Consider the following 24021-nt stretch of genomic DNA (forward strand, 5'->3'; position numbering starts at 1 on the left):
GAGGTGTGAGATGAGTTTTGGGGCAAGCTAACGACAAGACTCATCGACTATGGCAACTACAAACAAGCAGAAGATAAAGATTGCAATGCGGGAAAGCCATGGCAATAAAATGGAGAACAGAAGTATTTGAACAGCCGCAGCCCCAAAAACCTGAGAGATGACATATGCGATCGCAAAACCAAGCAAAGTCCACAGAAAATATTTCAGACCTTTACAAGCCCACTTAAATAGATTGCTCGTCATGATTTTTGCCCTTTTTGAGAATTAATTTTGAGATAAATGCACCCCCGACTACAATCGACGAGGGTAACGATCGACCAAGGAAAACCTTTTAACCAAGGAAAACCTTTTAATAGATGAATTCCACACCCTGATGTAATCTGTTAGGGAACGAGAAATAACTTAAGCTAATTTCCGTTTGAGTAGATTGGGTTGTTGACCTTCAGGTGGTGGCAAATCGTTTGAACACGGAAAAGAACCGCCCTGTACTTTGACTTGTAAGCTCCAAGGTGCGACTTGTACAGTAATGGCACCATCAAACTGTGCTATGACCCCTACAAGAGTAGTCAGCAAAGCTAAATAGACAAAATACCGAAAATTTTGGTTGAATGAAATCACGTTTGCCCTCCAAGCAATTCATTAATTTGTTGTTTTAGTTGCTAGAGACAAAAAAGTAGATATGCGAAGCTTCAACAGCATCTGTCGTGGTTCTTCCATCAATGCGCTGTTAGCAAACATTTATTAAATTGTTCCGAAACACTCTCACGCCAAAATTAAAGCTTTATTCTGTGAACTACTGAAATTTAGTCCTTGACCCCATTGATTTTCAGGATTTGCCAGATCCCCGACTTCTTTGAGAAGTCGGGGATCTAAAATAGCCAAATACTGTAATCTGGGTATACATGTTAATAATAAAATCATTATTTGAATAAAATTTGTATTAAAATATACATTTTTGCGGTTTTTATCATAGATAATGTAAACTGAATATACACGTTAATGCTAAAACTATATATACTTCCAATTTTATGTATAAATTAACACGGAAAATCAATCAGAAAGATTTACAATGTAAATTAGATTTACATTTATATTGTGCACTAAGTTAAGAAAATGGGCAGAGAAAGTGTTGGAGACCAAGAAGCACTGCGCGAGATGCTCCACTTCTTCCTAGAGAAAATGGGAGCAACGCAGGTAGAGCTATCAGAAGGGATGGGTGTGAGCCGCCCTGTGGTGATCGATTTTCTCAATAAGGAAAAAGAACGGTTACCCGTCGATCGCGAAGGGTTGATCCAACTGTGCAAAAATCTTCGCAGTCGTAGAGCATCCAAAAGAAAATTAAAAAGAGAGTGTGAAAAAACATCAGAAAAAGAAAAAGTAGAATCAAATCCTGACGAACTGCGAAAGTTATTGGGAGACACAGGAGCTGATGAACTACTGGAGTCTGCTGGTTTTTTGCCAGAGAAAACAAAGATTATCCGAGTTAGCTCAGAGCGATTTTTTCAAGTAGCGCAAATAGCTGCATTGCTGGAGTTATTGGAATTTGAAGATTTATGCTCAACAACCCAAGAGTTTGTCGCAATTGCAAGCAACAAGGTAGCGATCGCAGGTAACAAGCTTTTTTGGAATTCTTCTGACACTCAGGAGAACGACTCCCTTGGGTATCTCATAGAGAAACTCCGAAAATCCTATCCAACTTTGGGTTTAAAACTAAGATTAGAGGTTATTGAAAAACTGGGACGAACTTGGGAAAGACTAAAAGCAGGAGGAAAAACCAACTTTTCTCGACAAGAGGCAATTGCACTTTTCCTAAGTATTACCATTAAAGAGCAAATGCTCAAATATCCAACTAATCTTCAGATCAGAGTTCAAAAATTAGAATTCAAAACTTTATCGCGAACCATTAATCGAGAAAAGGAATATAGCGATCTATACGATAAATTTGTACAAATTAGTCACCAAGCAGAGTGTGAGTTGAAGACTTCAGGTATATGCTCAACAATTCAACTAGAAGCACAATCACTCAATTCGCTCAATCCTGTGATTATGGCGATCGTCACCTGTAGCTTTAGTCATGATGGTAAATCTTATGAATTTCTGGAATGGATGTATACCTCTAGCAACACGATAGTAGAGAATGCTATTGGTGCGTGTAGCTTACACATGGGCTTAACTGAAGAAATAGCCAACGTTACCCTATCAACAAAAACCTTGGACAGCAGCATTGATTCCTTAGTTAAAACAACAGTAGTTTTGGGAAATCAGCAACAGTATCAAGGAATTTGGGTTGACCGAGACTCAATGATTACTATGCTGCAAGCAATTGTCTGTGCTGCAAAGCAATGGCTAGCAGAGCAAAGTTGGAATGGAGAACTCAATTTAGAAATTTATGGTTCAGTATGCAAAACTCTTTCTGATTTAAGGACGAGATTAACCAATGTCAGGATGGCCTTTCAAAATTTTCAGTTCCTTGATGAAGAATGTCGCTCTGCTCAAATTAAGAGGATTGCTGATATAGCTAGAGATGAATTGAAGAAAATTCCCAAGGAGAAAATATACTTTTCATATCGGCTCAACTTCTATCGATGCTATTTCCTCGCAAAACGACTGGAGCTAAGGCTATCAAATTTCCAAGGCAATATCAGTAATGCAAAACTGCTTATTCAAACCATTAAAGAAGACCTTGAAGAAGATTGTTCAGTCAAGAAAAATCTAGTTCCCATTCAAGCTCTTATCCAGTCAGAAATTTATTTGTATGAACTTTCTTGCGGACACAACCCAGATTTGTTTGAATTTAGCAAGAGGAAAAAGTGGCTTGGATTAGAAGAATGGGACAATGAAATTAGAAAGGCGATTAAACCAGGCTCTTGTTACAAAGACCCTGGGTTAGATGTTTATCAAGCCTTATCAGAAATTTATGGAAATGCTGCGCGAATACAGTTATATCTTGCTAATGATAAAAATTCTCTTGAAGAAGCCGCAGTACATTTTCTCAGAGCAGCTCATTATGCATCACGCATCGGTTTAACACAACGAATGGCTAGATGGCTGGCTTTAGCGGGGCGAGTTTGGGTTAGACTCGGAGATGGTAATTTGTCAAGACAAGCATTAAGTTTTGCTGAAAAATTTGCTAAGGCTGATTTAACAACCGGTCACAGCCCTAATTTTTGCCAAGCAGTGCTTTCAGAAATTTCTTTGTTGAATGGAGAATATTTGCTCTTAATTCAAGATGAACCTATTCAAGCATTAGAGAGTTTTTTAAAAGCACTTAAGGGGTCTGTGTACCTGGGCTTGAACCGTCGAATTTGTGATGCACTTTTCAATATAGCAAGGTGCTCGAAGAAGCTCGGCAACTTTAGTATTAAAGAGGGACTTGGCAGAGTTTTTCAGGAAGGGTTAACTGAATCTAGCAAAAGCAAACTCAATCAAATGAGTAACCACACATCCGAGAAAGTTCTAGATTTGCTTTATAGTCTGTGGAGTGGAGAAGAGAATCCTACCTGGTTCCAAGTGCGGGGTGAGTTTTCTAAACTAGCTGCTCAGACTTGGCAAGGATGGCATGATGATACATCTAAACCAGGAATGACGACAAAACACCCCATCGCCGAGCAAATAGAAAGTGAATCTTGGTTGTGTCAGATTAATTAGGGATTGGGCATTGGGCATTGGGCATTGGGGATTAGAAATGAGTTAGTAGCAGTTCTTCCTTGTCTTCCTTGTCTCCAGTCCTCAGCCCCTTTAAGACTTACCAAATTGTCTCAATATCTGCTGCTTGAATTTTTGTATCGCATACTACCAACGGTAAAGTCAGCAGCTAGAACCGGATTTATGGCAATCATTAGAAACAGCATCCAAGTTTCCAGAAATGCCAGACTTGCGTTGGCGCTCGCTGCTTAACGTAGTCGATGAACTTTTGGCGGAGCAAACACCAACTGAAACAGAACTGGCTGAAGAGATTATAAATTTGGCACATGAGGAAAAAGTAGAGGAGTGGATAGAAGCGATCGCTCAACACTTAAAGCAGCTTAAAGGTCAAAGTATTCGCCTGCTCGATTTGCAAAAAGCATTAAAAATGCCTTTGATAGAAGTCTGGTTGGAATTATTATTAGGAGGATATACCTTAGAGCAACGTAGAGAATTTTATAAAACACAAGACGTATGGATTACATTCTGAGAAATGATTTATAAAGTAGGTTGGGTTGAGGAACGAAACCCAACATTTAACCGAATTATTGGGTGTCTATAATATTTTAGTTAAACCTCAATGAAAGTATAATTAATTTAAATTTTAAGAATGCTTTGTAGATGAATGCGGAAGAAGCCTTAGAGTTTGTAGACAACTTAGTCTTTAATGGCACTGGCGAACACTTAGATAAAACTCAAAAGATACTCTTGTGCCAATTTTGGGAAGATAATGACAGAACTTATCAAGAGATCGGCGATCGCCTTCAATATACAGAAGACCATCTTAAATCAGTTGGTGTTAAACTGTGGCAACTATTATCAGAATTACTAGGGAAAAAAGTTTCAAAAGTCAATTTTCAAGCTGTAGTACAGCATTCCTCAGAATATATAGGCAAGTTAATCAGAGAACGTTATCGAATTATCAAATTCTTAGGTAGCCAAGATGAGGATAATATTTTTGCGTTATCCATCCCAGAATTTGAGGAAATGATAAACTTATTTTTGATTAAAGATGAAGGTTTACCAGGTGAACCTCTCTGCATGATGAAGCAATTTTCATATAAGAATCTACCCAGTTTACAGGATAGACATAGAGCGATTTTGGATGAAGCAAGATTACAATTTGAGAATCAAGTTTTGATTTTGGGTGAAATAGGTACGAATCACCTCAGTATTCCACGACTTTTGGATTATTTTGCAGACCAAGAATATTTTTATTTAATACAGCAGTATATTCAAGGTAACACATTAGAACAAGAATTACAAAAATTTGGTTTATTTAGTGAAGCTAAAATTATAAATTTTCTTCAAGAGTTTCTACCTACTTTGCAATACTGTCATAGCAAACAGGTAATTCACAGAAATATTAGTCCTACTCAAATAGTTCGTCAGACATCAAACAGTAAGATATGTTTAATAGATTTTGGAATAGCAGTATCAGTTAACTCAAATCGCTCATCATTGACTATTGGAAACCCTAATTTTGGAGCACCAGAACAACTGTCAGGGAATCCAGTTTATGCTAGTGATATTTATGCTCTTGGAAAAACTTGTGTTTATTTGCTAACTGGTAAAGTACCATCTCATTTAGAGACTAATGAAGCTTCCGTAGATAGAATACTATGGCGAAATGAAGTAAAGATTAGTAATGAATTTGCTGAAATTTTGCCAAAAATGCTGGCTGTTAACGTTCGAGAACGCTATCAATCTACCAGTGAGGTGTTGTCAGCAATTCAACAATTGGCTAATTTGTTCCAAACCATCAATTCATTTTCTGAGAATGAATCTAGAACTGTAGCATATAGTTTATTACAAAATGTATCCTCAAAGTCGTTGCTAATTGGTGGAGATTTAAAGGTTTCTATTTCTCTCAACTCACTAGATAATAACAATACAACCTATATTTTAGAACTTTCCAACAACGAAGCCACTGGAAACGAAATCAACATATTCCTTACCGCCCCTGGCTTTCAATTCAACAGCGACAATACTACCAGCCTACCTTTAGACCCCGACACTGCCAACATAACCCAAACAGCAATCTTCAATCTCACCGCACTACGCCCAGGTACAACTCAGATAAAAGCAGAACTTTACTGTGGCGACAGCTATAAAACAACCTTGGAAACCGAAGTAGAAATTACCGCATTTGAAGAAATAGAACTACGCCCACTTATTGCAGCGCGATCGCGTCCCGTTCCCCAACCAGATATAATCTTCCAAATACTGACTACTTGGAACGAAAGTCCCTCTACCTGTACCTTCAATTATCATATCGATACTTTTCAACGGCGACTGCTATTTACTGACGATGTTGACCACAACTCACAGTCCAAGTCAGCTGCTTGGGTCGAAACAACGCAACAATTATTGAAAATCACTCTCGAAGAAGCTGCCAATAGCATATCCGAAGATTTCCGCGCTCGTCTGACTTCTCTTGGTCAGTACCTGTTTAAATCTTTACTTCCAGAGGAGTTGCAAAATACTTTCCGCACTATAGCAAGTTTCAACCGCCCTTTCAGCTTACTCATTTTAGCTGACCGGGATGCTTGGTTTCCTTGGGAACTCTTGCATGATGGGCAAAAGTTTTTTGGGGAATACTTTATTATTGGACGGTGGCTGTGGGAGTTAGAAAAAACACGACCTTACGAATTTCCTGTAGGTGCGGTAAATGTTGCTCATTATGCCAATGTGGAACAGCCAGAAATTTGGACAGAGCTTTTGGAAGCACCAGGCGCACCTCCACCTATTCCTTTACAAGGTGGTGTACTTGCAGACCTGAATTTCACCGAATCATTGCGAGGTTTGCACTTAGTTCGTTTTGGTCAATCATTGGATGCAACCAACCGACAGAATGCCCCCGTGTTGATTGATAATAGTATTACCTACGATATTGAGAGTGAGGTGCAACCCGCTAAATTAAGTTTACGTCGCAATCGTCCCCTTGTTACTTTGGGTTATATAAGTGCGGATCAACCAGAATTAACTGTGTTAGAACAAACCTGGGCATCTACATTTATACGGGCTGGTTGCAGCGTCTTTGTTGCTCCTCTGTGGGCGGTGCAACCAAATGTAGAAGCAGCATTTGTCAGCGCTTTTTATAATAGCATCTGGGCTGGTCAAACTCTAGGTGTAGCGTTCCAGATGGCTTGCAGATTGGCTAAGACAGTTGTACCCAACTCCTTAGACTGGCTGGCTTATGTGCTTTTTGGCGATCCAATGGCGCGTCCTTATAAACCAGTACAGGGACAAGGCTATGCTGTAGTTGAACCTATTGGTCAAGAAATTGATGACCCCGTACTCCCAGGAAGCACAGTACGTTTTCGCGTTAGCCTGCGCCGCACACCTCCTGTATGGTACGAAAATCGGTTGATGGAGGTAGCGCAAGATTTAGTTTTTGACGATTTACGTGTTTTTATCGTCACGTCCGGATTGCGGGTAACTCCTGATGATTCCATAGTTATGAGTCGCACACCAATTGGAGATTATCTGGGTTGGTTTACGCTAACTGTCCCTAATGAGGTGGATACTCGGTCAGTCTTAGTTCAGGTTTACTTTGAGGACGGGATGGAACCCGTTCACAATTTGCGGTTTTCACTGAAGGTTGTTAATCGGGACGGAGAGGGAGAATGAGGGGAGTTGGCAGTCCAGTTGGTGTAAAGTCGGCGAGTTCTTGCTTGGAAATCTTAATTGATAAAGATGACTACTCAATTGGGCGGTGGAGCTTTCCCAAACCGGATAATAAAGTTTTGGAAGTGCTGACAGAAGAAATTTTAGAATGCTTTGATGCTTTAAGAATAACTGTCAACAAAGAAAAAAGCCTCAAGCTAGACGCTCCTTTGTGCCATCAGTATTTGGTAAGGTTAGCTGAATGGGGACGGACGGCTTACCAAGCATTTTTTGGAGAAGACAGACCAAACAAAATCCTTACGAGTCGCTTGGATGAAAATGTAGCTCCCACTTTTGTTTCTGAAGTTATGCCTTTTCCTTGGGAAGTTTTGTTTGAGGGGAGTGAGGAGGACTACGAACAAGGAAATCCATATATGTTTTGGGGACTGCGCTACACCCCGGCTCGGATTCTCAACCCAGAAAAAGATATCGCAGACTATGTTTTAGAGCAAGCTCAACCTTCAGATATGCTGTTTTGTTTGCATCACAGGTTGCTTCACGCTCATAGGAAGGAAAGACCGGAAATTGAAAGGTTGGTTAGAATGACATCACGCGATCGCTTCACCCTCTTGGGAACAGCTTGCAACTTGACCAATGGTAAATGCAGCGACCCCTTGGGCGACGATCTGCTCAAATATCTTTACAAAGCCAGTCACAATATGTTGCATTTTGCTTGCCATTGTAAGGAAAGTAAGCTGGGGGATAAACTGCTGATTTCTTTTATTAAAGATGAGGAGATTGCAGAAAATGCTTTAGTCTTAGAGTTGGAAACTTATAAATTTTTATTGCGACAGGGTAAATTTCTCTGTCAACCTTTGGTGTTTCTTAATGCTTGTCAGTCAGCTGGAGGTGCGGATGAGTTACGGAGGACATTCAATTTACCCAAAGTGTTTATTCAGCATAGTGCAGCGGCGGTGATTGCTACTGCTTGTCCTGTACCGGATATGTTTGCGGCGGCTTTTGCAAAGGTTTTTTATGAGTTTTTTCTGCGAGGACAGGTGGTAGAGGATGAAACAACTGGGGAGAAAGTTGTTAGAATTATGACAATTGGGGAAGCACTACGGGCGACAAGGTGGTATTTTTTGAAGGAGTTTAATAATCCGTTGGGATTGGCTTATGGGGTTTATAGTCCGGCGGGTTATCGGGTGGAACAGTAACCTATTTTGGTAAGATTAATAAATCGGTAGACGGGAATTTATACACTATTAGATGGATGTAATGTTGGGAAGAATAGTGGGAAGACGTTATCGAATTAAACAACATCTCAGTCAAAGTGGGTTCGATCAAACTTACCTTGCTGAAGATAGCGATCTTCCAGGTAATCCTATATGCGTCGTCAAACAATTCATGCCATTATTTAGTGACGCCAACACGTTACAAGAGGCCAGACGTTTGTTTTTCTCTGAAGCGAGATTGTTATTACAGCTAGGCAACCATGACCAAATTCCTAGATTCTTAGCTTATTTTGAAGAAAATCAAGAATTATTTTTAGTTCAAAAATTTATTCATGGGCATGACTTAAGCAAGGAAATTATTTCAGGTAAGCAATTAAGCGAAACTTATGTCATAACTTTATTGCAAGATATATTGCAGGTACTAAAATTTGTTCATGAGAATAATATAATACATCGTGATATAAAACCTTCCAATCTAGTCAGACGTGCATCAGACGAAAAAATAATCATAATCGACTTTCTGGCAAGTAAAGAATTAATTTTTCTCACTAAAAGAAATGAATTTCAAAAACAGGAAGAAGACTCAGCATCAACGATTGCAATTGGTACTCCAGGCTATATGCCTCCAGAACAAGCTAATGGTCGCCCTCGATTCTGCAGTGATATATATGCTGTAGGTATAATTGGAATTCAGGCACTAACAGGAATACAACCGCGAGAATTTCAAGAAGATACTAATACAGGTGAAATTGTTTGGGGCAATCAAGCTCAAGTTAGCAAAAAGTTAGCAAACATCTTAGATAAGATGGTACAACGTGATTATAAAGAACGCTACCAGTCTGTAGATGAAGTATTGAAAGCTCTCCGCAGTTTGGGGACTCCTACAACTTACATTTCCAAAGAAGACAATCTTTCTGAAAACCCTGTTCAATTGAATGGGCGATGGGTACAGAGATTTTTTGGACAGAAGCAGGAAAACCTAGATGAAGCAGAAGAAATAGCAGAAACAGCAACATTACAGCTCATAAGACAGCCAACACTATCACCTAAAACTATTATACAAACACCAGAGAAAATATGTGAAATCGTTCAGAATTATATTCAGGAAGAACACTTTGACCGAGCGTTAGCAACAGCGCAGCAAATTTCAGATGAACAAAAGCATTTAGAAGCATTGACAAAAGTTGTCCAAGCAGTAAGCAAATTGGAAAGTAATCGTGTTCTTGAATTACTAGCGCCACTTCAAAATGACCCTAATGAAAGAGTACGTCAATTAGTAAGAGAACTCCATCTCATCAGTTCTCCTCAACCCCAATCTATCTCCAGCGAGCAGGTGCTTGCACGTATTGAATTTGTTCAAGGGGATCTACTGGATCTGGATGTGGATGCTCTGGTAAACCCCACAGGCTTAGACGTAAGTTATGGCGGTGCTATTAGTTCGGAACTTTTTCAAAGATTAGGCTTTGAGCTTTATGAGACATTGCTGAAGCAACCGCCTCTTAAATCTGGTGAAGTGTTTGTTACTGATGCTGGCTCTCTACCATCTCGCTACCTAATACATACACCCACAAAAGAGAACGAAGGTCGGCATACAACTACAAGTATAGTACGGGGAGTTGCTGCCGCTTTAGTCAAGGCAGATAGCCTGAACGATGTTCGGACAATAGCTTTTCCCTCAGTGGGAACTGGAGGGGCGGGATTTCGTCCAGTCGATTTAGCTCCAAAGGTTTTGAGAGCCGTTATAAATCACTTAAAACAAGGCAGTCAGCTAGAGAAAGTTATTTTTGCATTTATAGACGAAGCTGCATATCAGGTTTATGTTAGCGTTTACCAAACATTACTTCGGGAAACGAGTTTAGCTTATGGTATCTCATTGATTATATCGCCAGAAGCAACTGGAGTTGGTGGAGACATAAAAGCTTCAATCTATTTAAAGCAAATTGGAGCGGATAACCAGAATGATTATTTGCTTCAAGTTGCACAAACTCAAGCTGTTGGAAGTGAACTGAATATAATTTTAACTGCCCCCGGTTTTCAGTTCGACAGCGATCGCACTACAAGTTTACCCCTTGACCCCGATACTGCTCAAGTCACACAGACTGCTCATTTTCGCCTAACTGCACTTCGACAAGGTACAGCCACAATTACCGCCGAACTTTACTGTGGAGATATCTTTGAGACAAACCTGGAAACTACATTGCAAGTTGCAGGATTTGACGAAGAAAGTTTTCTGCAAACAAGCCTCACAACTCAACCCCGTCCTGTCCCTCAACCTGATTTTATGCTCCGGGTACAATCAGTATGGAATGAAACTAATTCTGACTGTATATTCAATTATCAACTTAGAAGCTTCCGTTTTCCTACGGTATTTTCCGGAGAAACCAATTATCAAACGGTATCATTTTCCAGTAGTTGGCTTAAGCAGATGCAGAGTATGTTAGCAAATACGCTGGAAAATATATCTGGGGCTAACCCTGAAGACGGTAAATTATCTTTGGTGTCTCTCGGTCACTACCTATTTCAGCACCTCTTTCCCACAGAACTAAAAAGCGACTACCGCACTTTAATACCCCAAAATCTCACTTTTACTTTACTAATTATCGCAGACCAAGAAACCTGGATACCTTGGGAACTATTGCATGATGGGCAAAAGTTTCTGGGCGATCGCTTCATCATTGGTCACTGGTTACAGGAATTAAACGACACCCGACCCTATGAGTTTCCCGTGGGTGCGGTTAATGTCGCCCACTACGCCAATATCGAACACCCGCAACTCTGGGCTACCCTCCTCGAAGCCCCAGGTGCGCCTCCACCTCAGCTTTTACCGGAAGGCATCTTGCACGATTCCACCGAAGCCATACGAGGTATGCATTTAATTCGCTACAGCCAACCATCAGATGCAGTTAACCGCCGTAACGCTCCTATACCTATAGATAGCACTGACGACGCCGAAGACATTGAACGTCAAATGCGTCCCGCCAAACTAAACTTTCGTCGCCATCGTCCAGTTGTTACCTTATCCTACGTGAAAACCGAAACTCCAGAGTTAACAGCATTAGAACAAACTTGGGCATCAGCTTTCATCCGCGCTGGATGTAGCGGCTTTATTGGCTCCCTTTGGGCTGTAGAACCATCTGTGGAAGCTGCTTTTATGAGTTGCTTCTACAACCGTTTGTGGGCTGGTGCTTCCTTGGGCGAAGCTTTTTATACCAGTCGCCAGTTAGCCCGTGCAGCTGCACCTGACTCCCTTGACTGGTTAGCTTACGTACTGTACGGCGATCCAATGGCGCGTCCTTACCGTCCTGTTCCGGGTGATGGTTATGCTATTGTAGAACCTATAGGACGGGAAATTGATGACCCATTGTTCCCTGGAGCAAGCGCTCGTTTTCGCGTTAGTTTGCGGCGAGCGCCACCTATTTGGCATAAAGATAGAGTCATCGAAGTTGCAGAGAATCTTGCCTTTGAAAATCTGCAAGTTCATATTGTAACTTATGGACTCCAAATCATTCCAGAATTGCCCATCACAATGACGCGCACTGATAAAGGTGATTATTTAGGCTGGTTTACTTTAGTTGTACCTGCTGAAATGACCGATCCATCAGCTTTAGTTCAGGTGTACTTTGCAGATGGGATGCGACCAATTCACAGCCTCACCTTTTCCTTCAAAATTGAGAGCAGGAGGGAAGAATGAGTGGTATCAGTAGCGCCGTCCGCCATCAAACAATGGCATCTTTTTTACCTATTTTAGTCCGTACAGAATCTTATAATATTGATTGGCATCAGTTTAAAAAAAGCGCCACTGACGAAGAATTACTCACATTTACAAACAAGGTTTTAGATTCTTTCTGGAGACTAGAAAAAGCAATTAATCAAGCAAAAAGCATCAAGTTAGATGCAGAGATTTGTCAGAAAGAAATGAAGGAACTTGCAAAGTGGGGTTTAGCTGCTTACCGGAGATTTTTTGAAGACGAACGCTCTCGTCAAATTATCGAAGGTCGTTGTAAAATGATGGGTAGTGAAACCCCTGCACCCACTTTTATATCAGAACGAGTCCTTTTTCCTTGGGAAGTCTTGTATGCAGGAGATAATTATCAAGAAGCTAATCCAGCAATGTTTTGGGGATTGCGCTACACCCCGGCTCGAATTCTGACTCCCGATAAAGATATTTCTCGGTTTTTGGCAGAAAGAACTACACCATTAGATATGATGTTTTGTCTGCATCATCGATTGAGAGAAGCTCATCAAAATGAATGGTTGCAAATTCAAAAACTGATTCGTACTTTACAAAATAGCCGTTGCTCTCTTCTTTCAGCAGTAGGTAAATTAACGGGGATTGAAAGTGGAGAAAACCTACTTGATTATTTAATAGAAGCCAACCATAACATCTTGCATTTTGCCTGTCACTGTCTCTCAGAACAGTTAGAAGTTGATACGCTGCTATTTTCTATGATAAAGGATGAAGGACAAGAAGGAGAACCTTTAGTTATTCAGTTAGGAACAATAGCTTTTATTTTAGTCAAAGAAGATAAACAATTCCAGTGCCAACCTTTAGTATTTCTTAATGCTTGTCAGTCAGCAGGGGGAACTGATGCATTACGCAAAACTTTTAACTTACCTCAAATGTTTATTAAACGGGGTGCAGAGGCGGTCATAGCCACCGCTTGTCCGGTACCAGACCGTTTTGCTGCAGCTTTCGCTCAACAATTTTATACTTTTTTTATCGAGAAACAAATGACTATCGGGGAAGCATTGCAAGCTACCCGCAAATATTTTATAGAGGAGTACAATAATCCTTTAGGTCTTGCTTATGGTCTTTATAGTCCTGCTTACTACCGATTAACTCAACCTCTTGCTACAGTAGGTGTCGCCACATGACAAACCCTGCATCTACATCAAACATTACCCAAGCAGAAGTGGACAATGTACTAACGCAACTGCAACAATTGCGCCAAGGAATTACTACCGCACGGGAAACAATGACACCAATGTCAGCAAATCTCGCTGAAGCTTACAATGAATTCCAAGCGGTAGTCGGTGCATTACGCCGTCACTCAATGCGCTTGCAAGCAGAAATTGCCTCTCTTCGCACCCAAATTGAACGCTTCACCCATGTCGAAGACGATGCACAACAGCAGGATGCAGGAAACAACAATTTTCTCTACAGGGAAGAAGAAATAACAGAATCTAGCTTACAAGACCCGGAAGCGGTTGATAAAGATATGCTATTGGAGCATATTTTTCGGGTACTCGACCCTGATGTCAACGATGAGGATGCTGAGTTACTGGCAAATCTCCAGGGTTTATGCAGCGATCGCACAGCCAGTTTAGCTGATATTTTGGAAGAATTGCCTTGGGGAGTTGTTTGGACAACTCGTAACTCCCAAGAAAACTTGACACAGCAGTATCAACGTCTGAAGATTTGGGAAGGAGCGTTAAACCGACAGATGCTTTCTTTGGAGCAAGCAACAGAACGTTTGTACAAAGATGCACGCTACGGACTTTGGCAACAACAGCAAAAAGGTCAAGAACACTGGCGCACTTTTCTCAATCAATGCGTCGAACAACAGCAAGACCAAAATTATGAATTACTTGCTGAGTTAGACAAATTAAAGGAGGAGTGGAGGCGAATCACTAGCACCAATAAATTATAAGCAGTAAAGACTACCAACTCAATGCAATATCATAGAAGTGAATATGAAGGCAAGCTGAGATACAAAGAAGAGGTATTTATGCAAATCATGCTTTTGAGCCACGAAGAGGTGGCAAAAATTGCAGAACGTATGTACTCAGATAGCATTCGACAAAAGGTAGAATCAAAAGAAAATATCGGCAAGATGGTAATCATTGATATTGGGTCGGGTGACTACGAAGTAGACAAAAACGGTTTACGTGCAGCAAATAGATTGAGTGAAAAACATCCAGACGCACGGCTCTATGGAATTCGCATTGGCTATAACGTAGCGGCTTCGCTGGGTGGCGTAATGGAGCGTGTTTGCGAGTGATTTCTGGTATTGTTAATGAGTAGCAAAGACTACCAAATCGATCTACCAGTTCCACTTGGGGTTGAGGATTTACCCATCCCCGTAGCTGATGCTGCACCGCAACAGGAGCAAACGAGGGACAAAGCTTTTTTGGAATGGAATAATTTGGCGAGTCAACGTCATGTTCGCTCTTTAGCTTTTGACCCAACACAGGGAGATTTATGGTTAGCGACAGGGGGAGGAGTCCTGCACTGGAAGTTGGAAGCAAACCGATTTGTGAGATATGCAAGCGAACATGGTTTGCCTGGTAACTCAGTGTTGGCAGTTGCGGTAGATAGTGCGGGTCAAGTTTGGGCGGCTCACGAGCATTTTGGCATTTACTATCTAAAAAATGATATTTGGCGACTTTATAGCTTCTTGGGAGAGGTGAAGGTCAGTTGTTTAACTGTAGACTCTACTGGTAGGCTTTGGGCTGGAACTGCTAGCGGTATTTATGCTATCAACAGTCCAGAACGTAAACCCTCTATTGAGCTACCGATCGCTGGTTTTCCTCCAAGAGCAATGGCGATTGCAAACGAAAACGACATTTGGTTGTGCAATGCTCAAGGTGTTTATAATTACAAAAATTCTTGTTGGGTGCGTAGTAGCGACAGCGTGCAACCAGATATCCTAACACTAGCTCGTCAGGGCGAAAATTTATGGTTGGGAACTTTTCGAGGACTGGTACGCATTGACTTAACAACTAATACTTCTCAAAAAATTGATACTACTTTCTTAAGTGAAGTTACTGCCTTAGCTCCCCATCCTGAAGGAGTTTGGGCAGCTTGCGGCGGACAAGTCGGTTTAGCAACAGAAACGGGTTGGAAACCTTTAGGAGAAAAGAGATTTAATGCTCCCATTACCAGCTTGGTAGCAGGTAGCGCTCGCGAAGTATGGATTGGTACTCATGATGGACTGTTGTGGGGTGAGAACAAAGAGATACGCCTATACTTAACAGATACTCCTCCTGATGTCATTGGGTTAGCTTCAGGTGACAAGTCTCCACCCACTTTCAGTCACTTAGTGCAAGCGCTTTCAGTCCAGCAATTGGCAGACCGTTCTATTTTATGGATTGGTACAGCACGCGGTTTGTTTCGTTATGACTTATTGACAGAAAGTTGGCGGCGTTATGGGCAACTTGCTACCCAGGATATCCGTGCGATCGCCCTTGGCGCAAGCTGTACCCAGCTTATCGTCACCAGTCACAATCAAGAAAATATTTGGGTTGCCAGTTGGTCGAGTGGTTTACATTCCTTGAGAGAAAAAGCAGAATTGGAAACTGCACCCAATATTTCCGAACCGATTTTGGCACTCACTACAGGGCTTGAGTCTCAGTTATGGGCTGTTGGGCTAGATGGTGCATATCATTACAATAATTCTGATTGGGTAAAAGTGATTTCAACGCAAGAACTACCCGTGCGCGGGTGGTTGCAAGCTGTTACTCAAGGAGTTAAAAATCGTGTATGGCTGGGAACTTCTACAGGATTGTTGGTTTACACAACTGAAACTAAGAAACTGACTGCAATTAGCGGTCACTTGGGTAGTGCTGATGTGCGATCGCTGCTAGCACTTTTTCACAATGAGTCAGAACTGGTATGGATAGGCACAAGTCTTGGGTTATATGTGGGTAAGGTTGATTGTTGGGAGGCTGTAACCAATCTTGAGAACCGCACAATTACGGCTTTAGTTTGGGATGGTAACACCAATAGTTTGTGGGTTGGGACAGATAAAGGTTTATTTCGTGTTGTTCATCAAGGGAATAATTGGAACTTGGCAAATGAATTTAATATCCACAACAGTGGTTTAGCCGCAAATCGAGTTATAGCGCTTACTATAAGTCATGGGAATGTTGGGGAGACTCAGTTATGGGTGGGTACACCATGTGGTTTGAGTTGTTATAGCTATTAAAAATCCCATAGATTACTCCCTTCGGTGCTAGAAGAATACCTAATTTAATGAACCGCAAAGACGCAAAGAGCACGAAGGAAGAAGAAAAAGAAGATAGGTAATCTTAGACCGGAAAGGGAGTAATTGATTTGAAAACCGCAGAGGGTAGAGGACGCACCAGAGATGGATATAGGATGGTTAAGAGTTTTGTTGGAAGGCTAACTGCTGGTGTACTGTCATTATGTTTTGATATTAGAGGTTATTCTGTAGATTAATATCAAATAAGTAAAAGGGTTAACAATGGTATCTCATGAGTTAGTAGAACAATTACGCAGGCTCAATCGCGTAGACAAACTAGAGGTCATTCAACTCTTGGCTGCCGATCTAGCAAACGAGGAAACTAATCTTATCAAATCTGGGGCGTCATACCCTGTTTGGTCTCCCTATGATGCGGTAGAAGCTGCCAATATCATGTTATTCGCGTTAAATGCGGAAACTTCCTTATCTCTTCAAACCGCTCTTGGTGCTCATAAGTTCATTGGCACTGCAACAGAAATTGCCTTCGCCTTAAGGGATGGTTCTGGAATAGTTTGACCATCTTCAGTAAACATCGACGGATATATAATTGCTTCTGAGTCGGGGGTACGACGACTAAACAGAATTTCCAGTGCTTCTGTATCTTCCCGATGAGCCAGCACATATGCCCTCAATTCTTTTGTGGACATTTCTGCAAAATTAGGTTTCATTTACAAATCTCCAAGTTCCATCACGATCGGGCAAGGATTTGCAGTTCATCACCTGCCAAAATAAACACATTGCCAGCTGTGTCACTAAAACGGAATAACTGAATTTCCCGATAGAAATTAGACAAGTACTGGCAAATAATCACACACATAAGTGCTTGTCTGGTTGTAGGGTATATATTATTTTCCTCAATTGTGACATAAATAATATTAAACTTACAATTTTATGTTTTGTAAAGACTGAACTTCATAATGCTTGATTTAAGCGGTTAGCATTCCTCTTTTCTCTTTTCTTCGTGCTCTTTGCGTCTTTGCGGTTCATATTTTTATAAATCAAATAGGACTGCTATATAACTCCTATTAAACTTAATCCTATTTAAATCGTGAAAATTCCTTTTTTCAGGAACCTTACTAGGTGCAGAGGACGCAGAGGTTAAGAGAGGATTTTACAAATGATTGAGGACTGCCATAACATTTATATAGCGGTTCTCACTTGAATGAAGTACAGATTTATCCGCGTTCGTCTGCGTTCGTCTGCGGTTCCATAACTTTTTTATGTATTGCACCCAATTGAAAACCGCTATATTTTTGTAAATGTTAGAATAAGCATGAATTTCAGCAAACAAGCTTGAATTTGAGCATCATGTGAGCCGATGAGTGAAGTAGATATCCTGGGGATTGATTTAGGGACAACCAATTCAGTTATTGCGCTCTGGGAGTCAGATACAGGAGGAGTCAGAGTTTTGTCGAACCTAGAAGGCGATCGCCTCACTCCTTCTGTGGTCATGATTGATACCCAAACCAATCAACCCATTGTCGGTAAATCGGCGTTGGATTTCATCACCAGTCACCCCGGTCAAGTCATCTACTCTGTAAAGCGTTTCATGGGTTGTACTTTTCGTGACGAACGGGTACGCATTGACCAAACCCAAGTTACCTATACTATCGCTCAAGTGCAGCAGGGGAAGGTGACTATTCGTATTGGCGAAGAAATGTTATCACCATCGCAAATTTCCGCCCATGTTCTGCGTAAGCTTAAGGAAGATGCTGAAGCAAGTTTGGGTAAAAAAATTACTCAAGCTGTCATCACTGTCCCTGCTTATTTCAGCGAGTCTCAGCGTCAGGCGACTAAGGAAGCAGGAGAATTAGCTGGATTGCGGGTTCCCCGGATAATTAATGAACCGACTGCTGCGGCTTTGGCATTTGGTTTGGGTACAGAACCTCAAACAGTAGCGGTGTACGATCTAGGTGGTGGGACGTTCGATCTATCAATTCTGCGGATTGAGAAGGGTTTGTTTCGTGTCAAAGCTACCAGTGGCGATACTCACTTGGGTGGGGATGATTTCGACTCTTGCATTGTGGGTTGGATGAAGGAAAAGTTTCAGCAGCAGCATGGGGTAAATTTACCTGTTGCAGAAGATAATAGCCTGCGATCGCAGTTACGAAAAACAGCAGAAGTTGCCAAAATCGCTCTTACCCAAACCACAGAATATCAAATTAGCATTCCAAATCTTTTCACTGTAGAAAATAAGTGCTTGGGATTAGAAGCAACGTTAACTCGTACTGAGTTAGAAAAACTCGTGCAACCTTTTATTCAACGCACTTTAGACATTTGCGATGCTACTTTGAAGGAAGCTAAGTTGCAACCAACTGACATTGACCAAGTATTATTAGTTGGGGGACAAACCAGATTACCAGCTATCAAGAAAGCACTCTTGCATCGCTACGGTTGGAAAATTAACGACTCAATAAACCCAGATGAAGCCGTTGCTAGAGGAGCAGCTGTTTTAGGGGGAAGGTTATGTGGTTATCTTCGGGAAGAGGTAAAATTATGGGACGTGACACCCTTGTCTTTAGGAATTGAGTTAGCGAACGGCAAAATGGATGTCATCATTCGCGCCAATGAAGCAATACCAGTGACCAAGTGGCGCAAGGGACCGCAAGCCTTTACCACCCAGCGCGATGGACAAGAGAGTATACGCTTCCGTATTTATCAAGGTGAGCGACCAATTGCAGCAGATAATGAATTTATTGGTGAAGTCGTTCTCAACTTAGCCACAGTCCGACCCGCAGGAGAAGTTCGAGTTAACTGTATGTTTAAAGTTGACCATGATGGAATTCTCCACGTCCTGGCGCAAGATACGAGTACTGAAGGACAACCTGTAGAGAAAACTTTTGACCGTTTTTACCGCTTGACTCAGCAAGAGGTAGACCAGAAACTTGAAGAAGCGAGAGTGCATCAAGATGAAGATACTGTCACCAATCGGATTTTTCAAATAGAAGAAGAGATCGCCCGATTGCAACGTGTCATTAATAATGATAAGGCATCCGATCGTGTACTGTTGGAAAGGTTGGGAGACTTGCAATTAGCTATTAGCGATCGCAATGTTAACCAAGCAGAGGAACTACTTGCTGAACTCAAAAGCAAAATTATGACTTTATAGTTTGCGGAATTTATGGATATAACAGCGATGGATTTGTAGAAAAAGAAGACTAAACGCAGAACGATTGCAACATGACTCAAACAAATCGTCACTGGACATTGATGGTCTACATGGCAGGGGATAATGGTAAAGTGTTCGAGCAGCTTCAAGGTAAACGCTTGATGGCTGCGATGGAGGAGCAAGGTTATCAAGATATTGCTGAAATGGAAGCAGTTGGCTCCACTCCAGAAGTAGCCGTGCTAGTGCAGTTTGATACTCTTTCTAACCGCGAACACACTTATCGTATTTACATCCGCCCTTCTTTTGAACCGAGGCAAATCGAGAACATTCCAGAGCAGAATACAGGCGATCCCCGCGCATTACGGGACTTTATTGTTTGGGGAATTGAGAATTATCCGGCGGAAAACTATGCGGTTATACTGTGGAATCACGGAACTGGTTGGAAAGAAGATGACATTTATTCCTTTGCGCGAAATCGTGGCGTTCGGGTGAGGGCGAGTGAAGATGAAGTGCGCTCTTTTACACGCAGTACTCAGTTACAGAGTGCTTTTTTCCTATCTTCTATAGTGGAAGTGCTGCAACTGGAAGATGAAGAGTCAAGAGCGATCGCATTTGACGATTCATCTTTAGATTTTTTAGATAATGCCAAACTTCAGCAAGCTTTTCAAGAAGCCGAAGCGATTACAGGTAAAAAAGTTAACTTAATTGGTATGGATGCTTGTTTAATGGGGATGGTAGAAGTCGCATATCAACTGCGAGCAAACGCCAATTACATGGTTGCATCCCAAGAAGTAGAACCCCTATCAGGTTATCCTTACACGGCAATTTTACAGAATTTAACTGCCAATCCAGAAATAACAGCAGAGACATTGGCAAAGTTAATTGTACGGGAATACGGGCGCTACTACGAGGAAGAATCGCGTGGTAGTGTAGCTCAGATCACCCAATCAGCAACAAATTTGAAGGGAGTTGAGAAGTTGGTTGAGGCGTTGGGAAGATTGGCAACAGTTTTGCGTCAATTGCTGGCGGAGTCAGATATTTATACTGAGAATGCGTTGTATCATGCTCAACGTAAAGCAGTGCGTTTTCACGATCGGGACTTTGTAGATTTATATGATTTTTTGAAGATGTTAAGGGATAAATATGCTGGGGAGAGTACAGAATTAACCCAGGTTATAGATGAAGTGATGGATTTGATAATTCTTGAAGTTGAACCGCAGTTAATTTTGGCTAATGTGACTTCAGGGGTGAGATTTGAGCGCGTTAAAGGGTTATCAATTTATTCGCCAGTGAGAGGTTATTCTCAGTTTTATGAAAGGTCAGATTTTGCTTGTTGTGGGTGGGGAGAATTCTTACAAGTGCTTAATGATGTGGGTTGAGGATTAACTGTCAAACAAAAGTAAAATATTTTGACCGAGTTGGACAGGAAAATGTAACATGATTTTGTTCTCATGTGGTAGCTGTACGTTCGCTCCAATTTATGACCTCGGAATTTCCAATCCTGCTTGTCACCCAAGAAGCTTATGCAGCGTCCTCAAATGAAACTTTAGGAAGTAAGTATAAATTTTGGTTTGACCACGAGAAAGTAGGTCGTTGTCTTTATAAACAAAGCCGACCAAACCTGGGGGAAGATTGGGCAGAAAAAATCGCATCAGAATTGTGTTCTCTATTGGGACTTCCCCATGCAGTTTACGAATTGGCTTCAACTTGGTCTGGCGTTCACGAAGTGACTCCGAAGGAGTATCGCGGCATAGTCTCACCCAACTTTTTACCACAAGGAGGGACGCTTGTTCATGGTAACGAGCTTCTTACCTCAATTGTACCAAACTACCCTGCATTTGGAACTTACGGCATATCACAACATACAATAGATGTAGTGCTGGAGGTAATTGCAGGCGAATCTGTAAATTTACCCATTGATTGGACACCGCCCTCTGGCATCCAAAAAGCAGTAGATGTGTTTGTTGGCTATCTTCTGCTAGATGCGTGGATTGGTAATGGAGACCGTCACCATGAAAACTGGGGAATTGTCAGAATGAAAACAGCATCGACTTCAGAAGAAACCCAACACCTAGCACCTACTTACGACCATGCTTCAAGTTTAGGACGCGACCTCTCGGACTCTCAAAGGCAAAAACGCTCAGTTGAGGCTTATGCAAACAAATGTTTCTCAGCATTCTATGGCAGTGTTGATGATAGAAAGACCCTTAAAACTTTTGATGTGTTTTCACTCGTTGCTCATCGCTACCCCGAAGCCGCTTGTGTATGGTTGGAGCGACTTGAAAATATCTCGAAAGTAGATATATTAGATATTTTTAATCGGATTAACCGCTCGCGCATTTCCCCCGATGCGAGTCGTTTTGCTCAGTCCATTCTTGAAATAAACTGTCACAGGTTACTTACTTTGAGGGAAACACTACTTTGAAAACACCAAAAACCCTATTTTTAGCTTGGCAAGATTCCATTAGTCACTATTGGTTCCCTATTGGTCGGTTAACATTTGATGGGGGTGTCTATCAATTTGTCTACACGCAAGGTGTAAAAGAAGCTGAAGAGAAATGTGCTTTTAAACCTTTGTCTTCATTTCCGCGCTTAGATGAAATTTATACATCAACTCAGTTATTTCCAGTGTTTGCTAATCGGGTGATGTCGCGATCGCGTCCTGATTATTCAAGTTTTATTGAATGGCTGAATATTCTCAACGATGAAAATGACCCAATCGCAATTTTAGCCCGCAGTGGTGGTGAACGAGAAACAGATACACTCGCCGTTTTTCCTTTTCCAGAAGTTGATGAACAAGGACAGTACCATCTTTATTTTTTATTACATGGGTTGAGACATTTGTCAAGCAATGCGATTGAGCGGATCGATCGACTTGAGCCTGGGGAAAAGTTGTGCTTACAAAGCGAATTTCAAAATCCCTCCGATTCTCAAGCTTTAATTTTCAACACCGAAGACCACTACATTGTCGGTTACTGTCCGCAATATTTGCAAGCAGAAGTTTTTGAGTTGCTTCGACAAAATTCCAACGAATATGTGCGGGTAGAGCGTGTCAATAAATCTCCAACACCACTCCAGTTTCGCCTGCTGTGTAAAATGAGTGTGGATTGCAGAAATGATTTTCGCCCCTTCTCAAGTCATCAGTATCAATCCCTTATTGCAGAGATTGCGACTGCGATAAAAGGATTGCCTTCGTCACGATAAACCAGTGGCAAAAACCAGGGTTACTATATGAATTAAAACCCATTATCTCCAAGCGGGAGCATCCCCCGTACAACATTAAAATCCCCAAAGAATTATGAATCAAACCTTCACGACTCAACACCTTTCTCCAGAAGCGATCTCTTTGCTTGTCAACGACCTACCCGATTATATCAAAGCTGCACTCTTGAAAAAGTCTGCTGAACTTGAATGTTCCCTCGAAGCTACAATTGAAATGGCAATCTCCAGTTTTCTAGATGAAGAAGCGTTAAGCTTTGAGGACTGTCTACTTGCTCAACGTCTGAAAGAGCGAGAGCGTTAGATTTGCTGTAATAGCTATAATTGGCATAAAAGACAAGTCGGGTAGCACTAAGGAAGCGATCGCAATGGCAGAATTAACAATTCAAATTTCTGATGAACTGGCTCAACGTTTAAAACCTTTGCAAAATCGCTTACCCGAATTGCTTTGGCGATTGTTAGACGTTGCTAATTCGCCACAGGTTCAGCAGACAGTCCTAGCTGAGACTACAGATATTCCCGCAGTTTATCAAGAAGTTCTTGACTTTTTGATTAAGCGTCCAACACCAGAAGAAATTATGACTTTTAAAGTTTCATTCCCAGCTCAAACACGCCTGCAAGCATTATTAGAAAAAAATCGCTCTGGAATACTCAGTCCAATGGAATTAGCAGAATTAGATGTTTACGAGCAATTAGAACATATTATGATTTTACTAAAAGCACGAGCCTCCACTAGAATTTAATAAATGACTTCTAATTCAATTCCTGCCGAACTACGTAAGCTAGTCATAGAGAGAGCATCTGGACGCTGTGAATACTGCTTAATCCATCAAGATTTTTCAATCTATACTCATGAAGTAGACCATATTATTGCTGTAAAGCATGGGGGTGAAACGACTGCTGATAACTTAGCATTTTCATGTTTATCATGCAACCGTCAAAAAGGTTCGGATTTTGCTACGATAGACCAAGTTACTAAAGAAATTGTCCCATTGTTTAATCCCCGTCATCAGGTTTGGGATGAACATTTCTATCTTGAAGGTGCGAGAATAGAAGGGCAAACTCAGATTGGTCAAGGGACTGCAAGGTTGCTTCAGTTTAATGTTCCTAATCGCATACTTCAACGGCAAGTTTTGATGAATCAAGGACAATATCCGTAGACAATGCTGGGGAAAGTTTG

The 24021-nt window shown here is 41.3% G+C and carries 21 protein-coding genes; 17 read left to right on the top strand and 4 right to left on the bottom strand.

Annotated features, from left to right (window positions below):
* Positions 1–27: 27 nt before the first annotated feature.
* Together WA1_RS02475 and WA1_RS02480 are read right to left on the bottom strand one after the other, a co-directional pair.
* Positions 28–243 (bottom strand): hypothetical protein, encoded by a 216-nt coding sequence (locus tag WA1_RS02475; RefSeq protein ID WP_017741323.1) that lies wholly within the window; start codon positions 241–243, stop codon positions 28–30.
* A 159-nt stretch (positions 244–402) separates the two neighbouring features.
* Positions 403–618 carry a hypothetical protein gene (locus tag WA1_RS02480; RefSeq protein ID WP_017741324.1) on the bottom strand — a complete coding sequence of 72 codons (216 nt, stop codon included), beginning with the start codon at positions 616–618 and terminating at the stop codon, positions 403–405.
* A 495-nt stretch (positions 619–1113) separates the two neighbouring features.
* Between WA1_RS02480 and WA1_RS02485 the strand changes: the two genes are divergently transcribed.
* From WA1_RS02485 to WA1_RS02530, 10 genes are all read left to right on the top strand, one after another.
* Entirely contained in the window at positions 1114–3648 is a 2535-nt protein-coding gene (locus tag WA1_RS02485) for a hypothetical protein (protein ID WP_017741326.1), read from the top strand.
* A gap of 217 nt (positions 3649–3865) precedes the next feature.
* Positions 3866–4174 (top strand): hypothetical protein, encoded by a 309-nt coding sequence (locus WA1_RS02490; protein WP_017741327.1) that lies wholly within the window; start codon positions 3866–3868, stop codon positions 4172–4174.
* A 131-nt stretch (positions 4175–4305) separates the two neighbouring features.
* Positions 4306–7317, top strand: a complete 3012-nt coding sequence (locus WA1_RS02495; RefSeq protein ID WP_017741328.1) for a serine/threonine-protein kinase — start codon at positions 4306–4308, stop codon at positions 7315–7317.
* On the top strand, positions 7314–8510 hold the full coding sequence (locus WA1_RS02500) for a CHAT domain-containing protein (protein ID WP_017741329.1): 1197 nt from the start codon (positions 7314–7316) through the stop codon (positions 8508–8510). Before WA1_RS02495 ends, WA1_RS02500 begins: the two co-directional genes overlap by 4 nt.
* 52 nt (positions 8511–8562) lie before the next feature.
* Positions 8563–12219, top strand: a complete 3657-nt coding sequence (locus WA1_RS02505) for a protein kinase domain-containing protein (RefSeq protein ID WP_017741330.1) — start codon at positions 8563–8565, stop codon at positions 12217–12219.
* A complete protein-coding gene (locus WA1_RS02510) occupies positions 12216–13403 on the top strand; it encodes a CHAT domain-containing protein (RefSeq protein WP_017741331.1) in 1188 nt (395 codons plus the stop codon). Before WA1_RS02505 ends, WA1_RS02510 begins: the two co-directional genes overlap by 4 nt.
* Positions 13400–14179: a hypothetical protein gene (locus WA1_RS02515; RefSeq protein ID WP_017741332.1), complete on the top strand. Its 780-nt coding sequence runs from the start codon at positions 13400–13402 to the stop codon at positions 14177–14179. The genes WA1_RS02510 and WA1_RS02515 overlap by 4 nt, the downstream gene beginning before the upstream one ends.
* Positions 14180–14257: 78 nt before the next feature.
* On the top strand, positions 14258–14530 hold the full coding sequence (locus tag WA1_RS02520) for a hypothetical protein (protein ID WP_026134440.1): 273 nt from the start codon (positions 14258–14260) through the stop codon (positions 14528–14530).
* A gap of 15 nt (positions 14531–14545) precedes the next feature.
* On the top strand, positions 14546–16456 hold the full coding sequence (locus tag WA1_RS02525) for a ligand-binding sensor domain-containing protein (protein ID WP_017741334.1): 1911 nt from the start codon (positions 14546–14548) through the stop codon (positions 16454–16456).
* Positions 16457–16735: 279 nt separating this feature from the next.
* The gene (locus WA1_RS02530) at positions 16736–17029 is read left to right on the top strand and encodes a hypothetical protein (protein ID WP_017741335.1); all 294 of its coding nucleotides are present in this window, start codon (positions 16736–16738) and stop codon (positions 17027–17029) included.
* On the opposite strand, the gene WA1_RS52155 is transcribed toward WA1_RS02530, so the two are convergent.
* On the bottom strand, positions 16963–17181 hold the full coding sequence (locus WA1_RS52155) for a DUF6887 family protein (protein ID WP_081402817.1): 219 nt from the start codon (positions 17179–17181) through the stop codon (positions 16963–16965). The two genes, WA1_RS02530 and WA1_RS52155, sit on opposite strands and share 67 nt — an antisense overlap.
* A gap of 20 nt (positions 17182–17201) precedes the next feature.
* Positions 17202–17330, bottom strand: coding sequence for a DUF6888 family protein (locus tag WA1_RS59305; RefSeq protein WP_272819051.1), 129 nt, complete (start codon positions 17328–17330; stop codon positions 17202–17204).
* 501 nt (positions 17331–17831) lie between these two features.
* Between WA1_RS59305 and WA1_RS02535 the strand changes: the two genes are divergently transcribed.
* The 7 genes from WA1_RS02535 (at position 17832) to WA1_RS02565 (ending at position 24001) form a co-directional block, all read left to right on the top strand.
* Complete coding sequence (locus WA1_RS02535; protein ID WP_017741336.1) at positions 17832–19622, top strand: Hsp70 family protein; 1791 nt, start codon at positions 17832–17834, stop codon at positions 19620–19622.
* A gap of 71 nt (positions 19623–19693) precedes the next feature.
* The gene (locus tag WA1_RS02540; protein WP_017741337.1) at positions 19694–21001 is read left to right on the top strand and encodes a clostripain-related cysteine peptidase; all 1308 of its coding nucleotides are present in this window, start codon (positions 19694–19696) and stop codon (positions 20999–21001) included.
* Positions 21002–21102: 101 nt separating this feature from the next.
* Positions 21103–22047: a HipA domain-containing protein gene (locus tag WA1_RS54555; protein ID WP_017741338.1), complete on the top strand. Its 945-nt coding sequence runs from the start codon at positions 21103–21105 to the stop codon at positions 22045–22047.
* The gene (locus WA1_RS02550; RefSeq protein WP_017741339.1) at positions 22044–22826 is read left to right on the top strand and encodes an HIRAN domain-containing protein; all 783 of its coding nucleotides are present in this window, start codon (positions 22044–22046) and stop codon (positions 22824–22826) included. The genes WA1_RS54555 and WA1_RS02550 overlap by 4 nt, the downstream gene beginning before the upstream one ends.
* A gap of 94 nt (positions 22827–22920) precedes the next feature.
* Positions 22921–23145: a hypothetical protein gene (locus tag WA1_RS02555; protein WP_017741340.1), complete on the top strand. Its 225-nt coding sequence runs from the start codon at positions 22921–22923 to the stop codon at positions 23143–23145.
* A gap of 64 nt (positions 23146–23209) precedes the next feature.
* Complete coding sequence (locus WA1_RS02560) at positions 23210–23584, top strand: hypothetical protein (protein WP_017741341.1); 375 nt, start codon at positions 23210–23212, stop codon at positions 23582–23584.
* Positions 23585–23587: 3 nt separating this feature from the next.
* A complete protein-coding gene (locus WA1_RS02565; protein ID WP_017741342.1) occupies positions 23588–24001 on the top strand; it encodes an HNH endonuclease in 414 nt (137 codons plus the stop codon).
* Positions 24002–24021 lie beyond the last annotated feature (20 nt).

This window comes from Scytonema hofmannii PCC 7110, assembly GCF_000346485.2.
GTDB classification, from domain to species: Bacteria; Cyanobacteriota; Cyanobacteriia; order Cyanobacteriales; family Nostocaceae; genus Scytonema; species Scytonema hofmannii.

What these genes read in the sequence shown, in the direction of transcription:
- WA1_RS02510 (WP_017741331.1), top strand. Translation starts at nt 12,216, where the DNA reads ATGAGTGGTATCAGTAGCGCCGTCCGCCATCAAACAATGGCATCTTTT.
- WA1_RS02520 (WP_026134440.1), top strand. Translation starts at nt 14,258, where the DNA reads ATGCAAATCATGCTTTTGAGCCACGAAGAGGTGGCAAAAATTGCAGAA.
- WA1_RS02475 (WP_017741323.1), bottom strand. Translation starts at nt 243, where the DNA reads ATGACGAGCAATCTATTTAAGTGGGCTTGTAAAGGTCTGAAATATTTT.
- WA1_RS02560 (WP_017741341.1), top strand. Translation starts at nt 23,210, where the DNA reads ATGGCAGAATTAACAATTCAAATTTCTGATGAACTGGCTCAACGTTTA.
- WA1_RS02530 (WP_017741335.1), top strand. Translation starts at nt 16,736, where the DNA reads ATGGTATCTCATGAGTTAGTAGAACAATTACGCAGGCTCAATCGCGTA.
- WA1_RS02535 (WP_017741336.1), top strand. Translation starts at nt 17,832, where the DNA reads ATGAGTGAAGTAGATATCCTGGGGATTGATTTAGGGACAACCAATTCA.
- WA1_RS54555 (WP_017741338.1), top strand. Translation starts at nt 21,103, where the DNA reads ATGACCTCGGAATTTCCAATCCTGCTTGTCACCCAAGAAGCTTATGCA.
- WA1_RS02505 (WP_017741330.1), top strand. Translation starts at nt 8,563, where the DNA reads ATGGATGTAATGTTGGGAAGAATAGTGGGAAGACGTTATCGAATTAAA.
- WA1_RS02515 (WP_017741332.1), top strand. Translation starts at nt 13,400, where the DNA reads ATGACAAACCCTGCATCTACATCAAACATTACCCAAGCAGAAGTGGAC.
- WA1_RS02500 (WP_017741329.1), top strand. Translation starts at nt 7,314, where the DNA reads ATGAGGGGAGTTGGCAGTCCAGTTGGTGTAAAGTCGGCGAGTTCTTGC.
- WA1_RS02540 (WP_017741337.1), top strand. Translation starts at nt 19,694, where the DNA reads ATGACTCAAACAAATCGTCACTGGACATTGATGGTCTACATGGCAGGG.
- WA1_RS02490 (WP_017741327.1), top strand. Translation starts at nt 3,866, where the DNA reads ATGCCAGACTTGCGTTGGCGCTCGCTGCTTAACGTAGTCGATGAACTT.
- WA1_RS02565 (WP_017741342.1), top strand. Translation starts at nt 23,588, where the DNA reads ATGACTTCTAATTCAATTCCTGCCGAACTACGTAAGCTAGTCATAGAG.
- WA1_RS02495 (WP_017741328.1), top strand. Translation starts at nt 4,306, where the DNA reads ATGAATGCGGAAGAAGCCTTAGAGTTTGTAGACAACTTAGTCTTTAAT.
- WA1_RS02555 (WP_017741340.1), top strand. Translation starts at nt 22,921, where the DNA reads ATGAATCAAACCTTCACGACTCAACACCTTTCTCCAGAAGCGATCTCT.
- WA1_RS52155 (WP_081402817.1), bottom strand. Translation starts at nt 17,181, where the DNA reads ATGAAACCTAATTTTGCAGAAATGTCCACAAAAGAATTGAGGGCATAT.
- WA1_RS02525 (WP_017741334.1), top strand. Translation starts at nt 14,546, where the DNA reads ATGAGTAGCAAAGACTACCAAATCGATCTACCAGTTCCACTTGGGGTT.
- WA1_RS02485 (WP_017741326.1), top strand. Translation starts at nt 1,114, where the DNA reads ATGGGCAGAGAAAGTGTTGGAGACCAAGAAGCACTGCGCGAGATGCTC.
- WA1_RS59305 (WP_272819051.1), bottom strand. Translation starts at nt 17,330, where the DNA reads ATGTGTGTGATTATTTGCCAGTACTTGTCTAATTTCTATCGGGAAATT.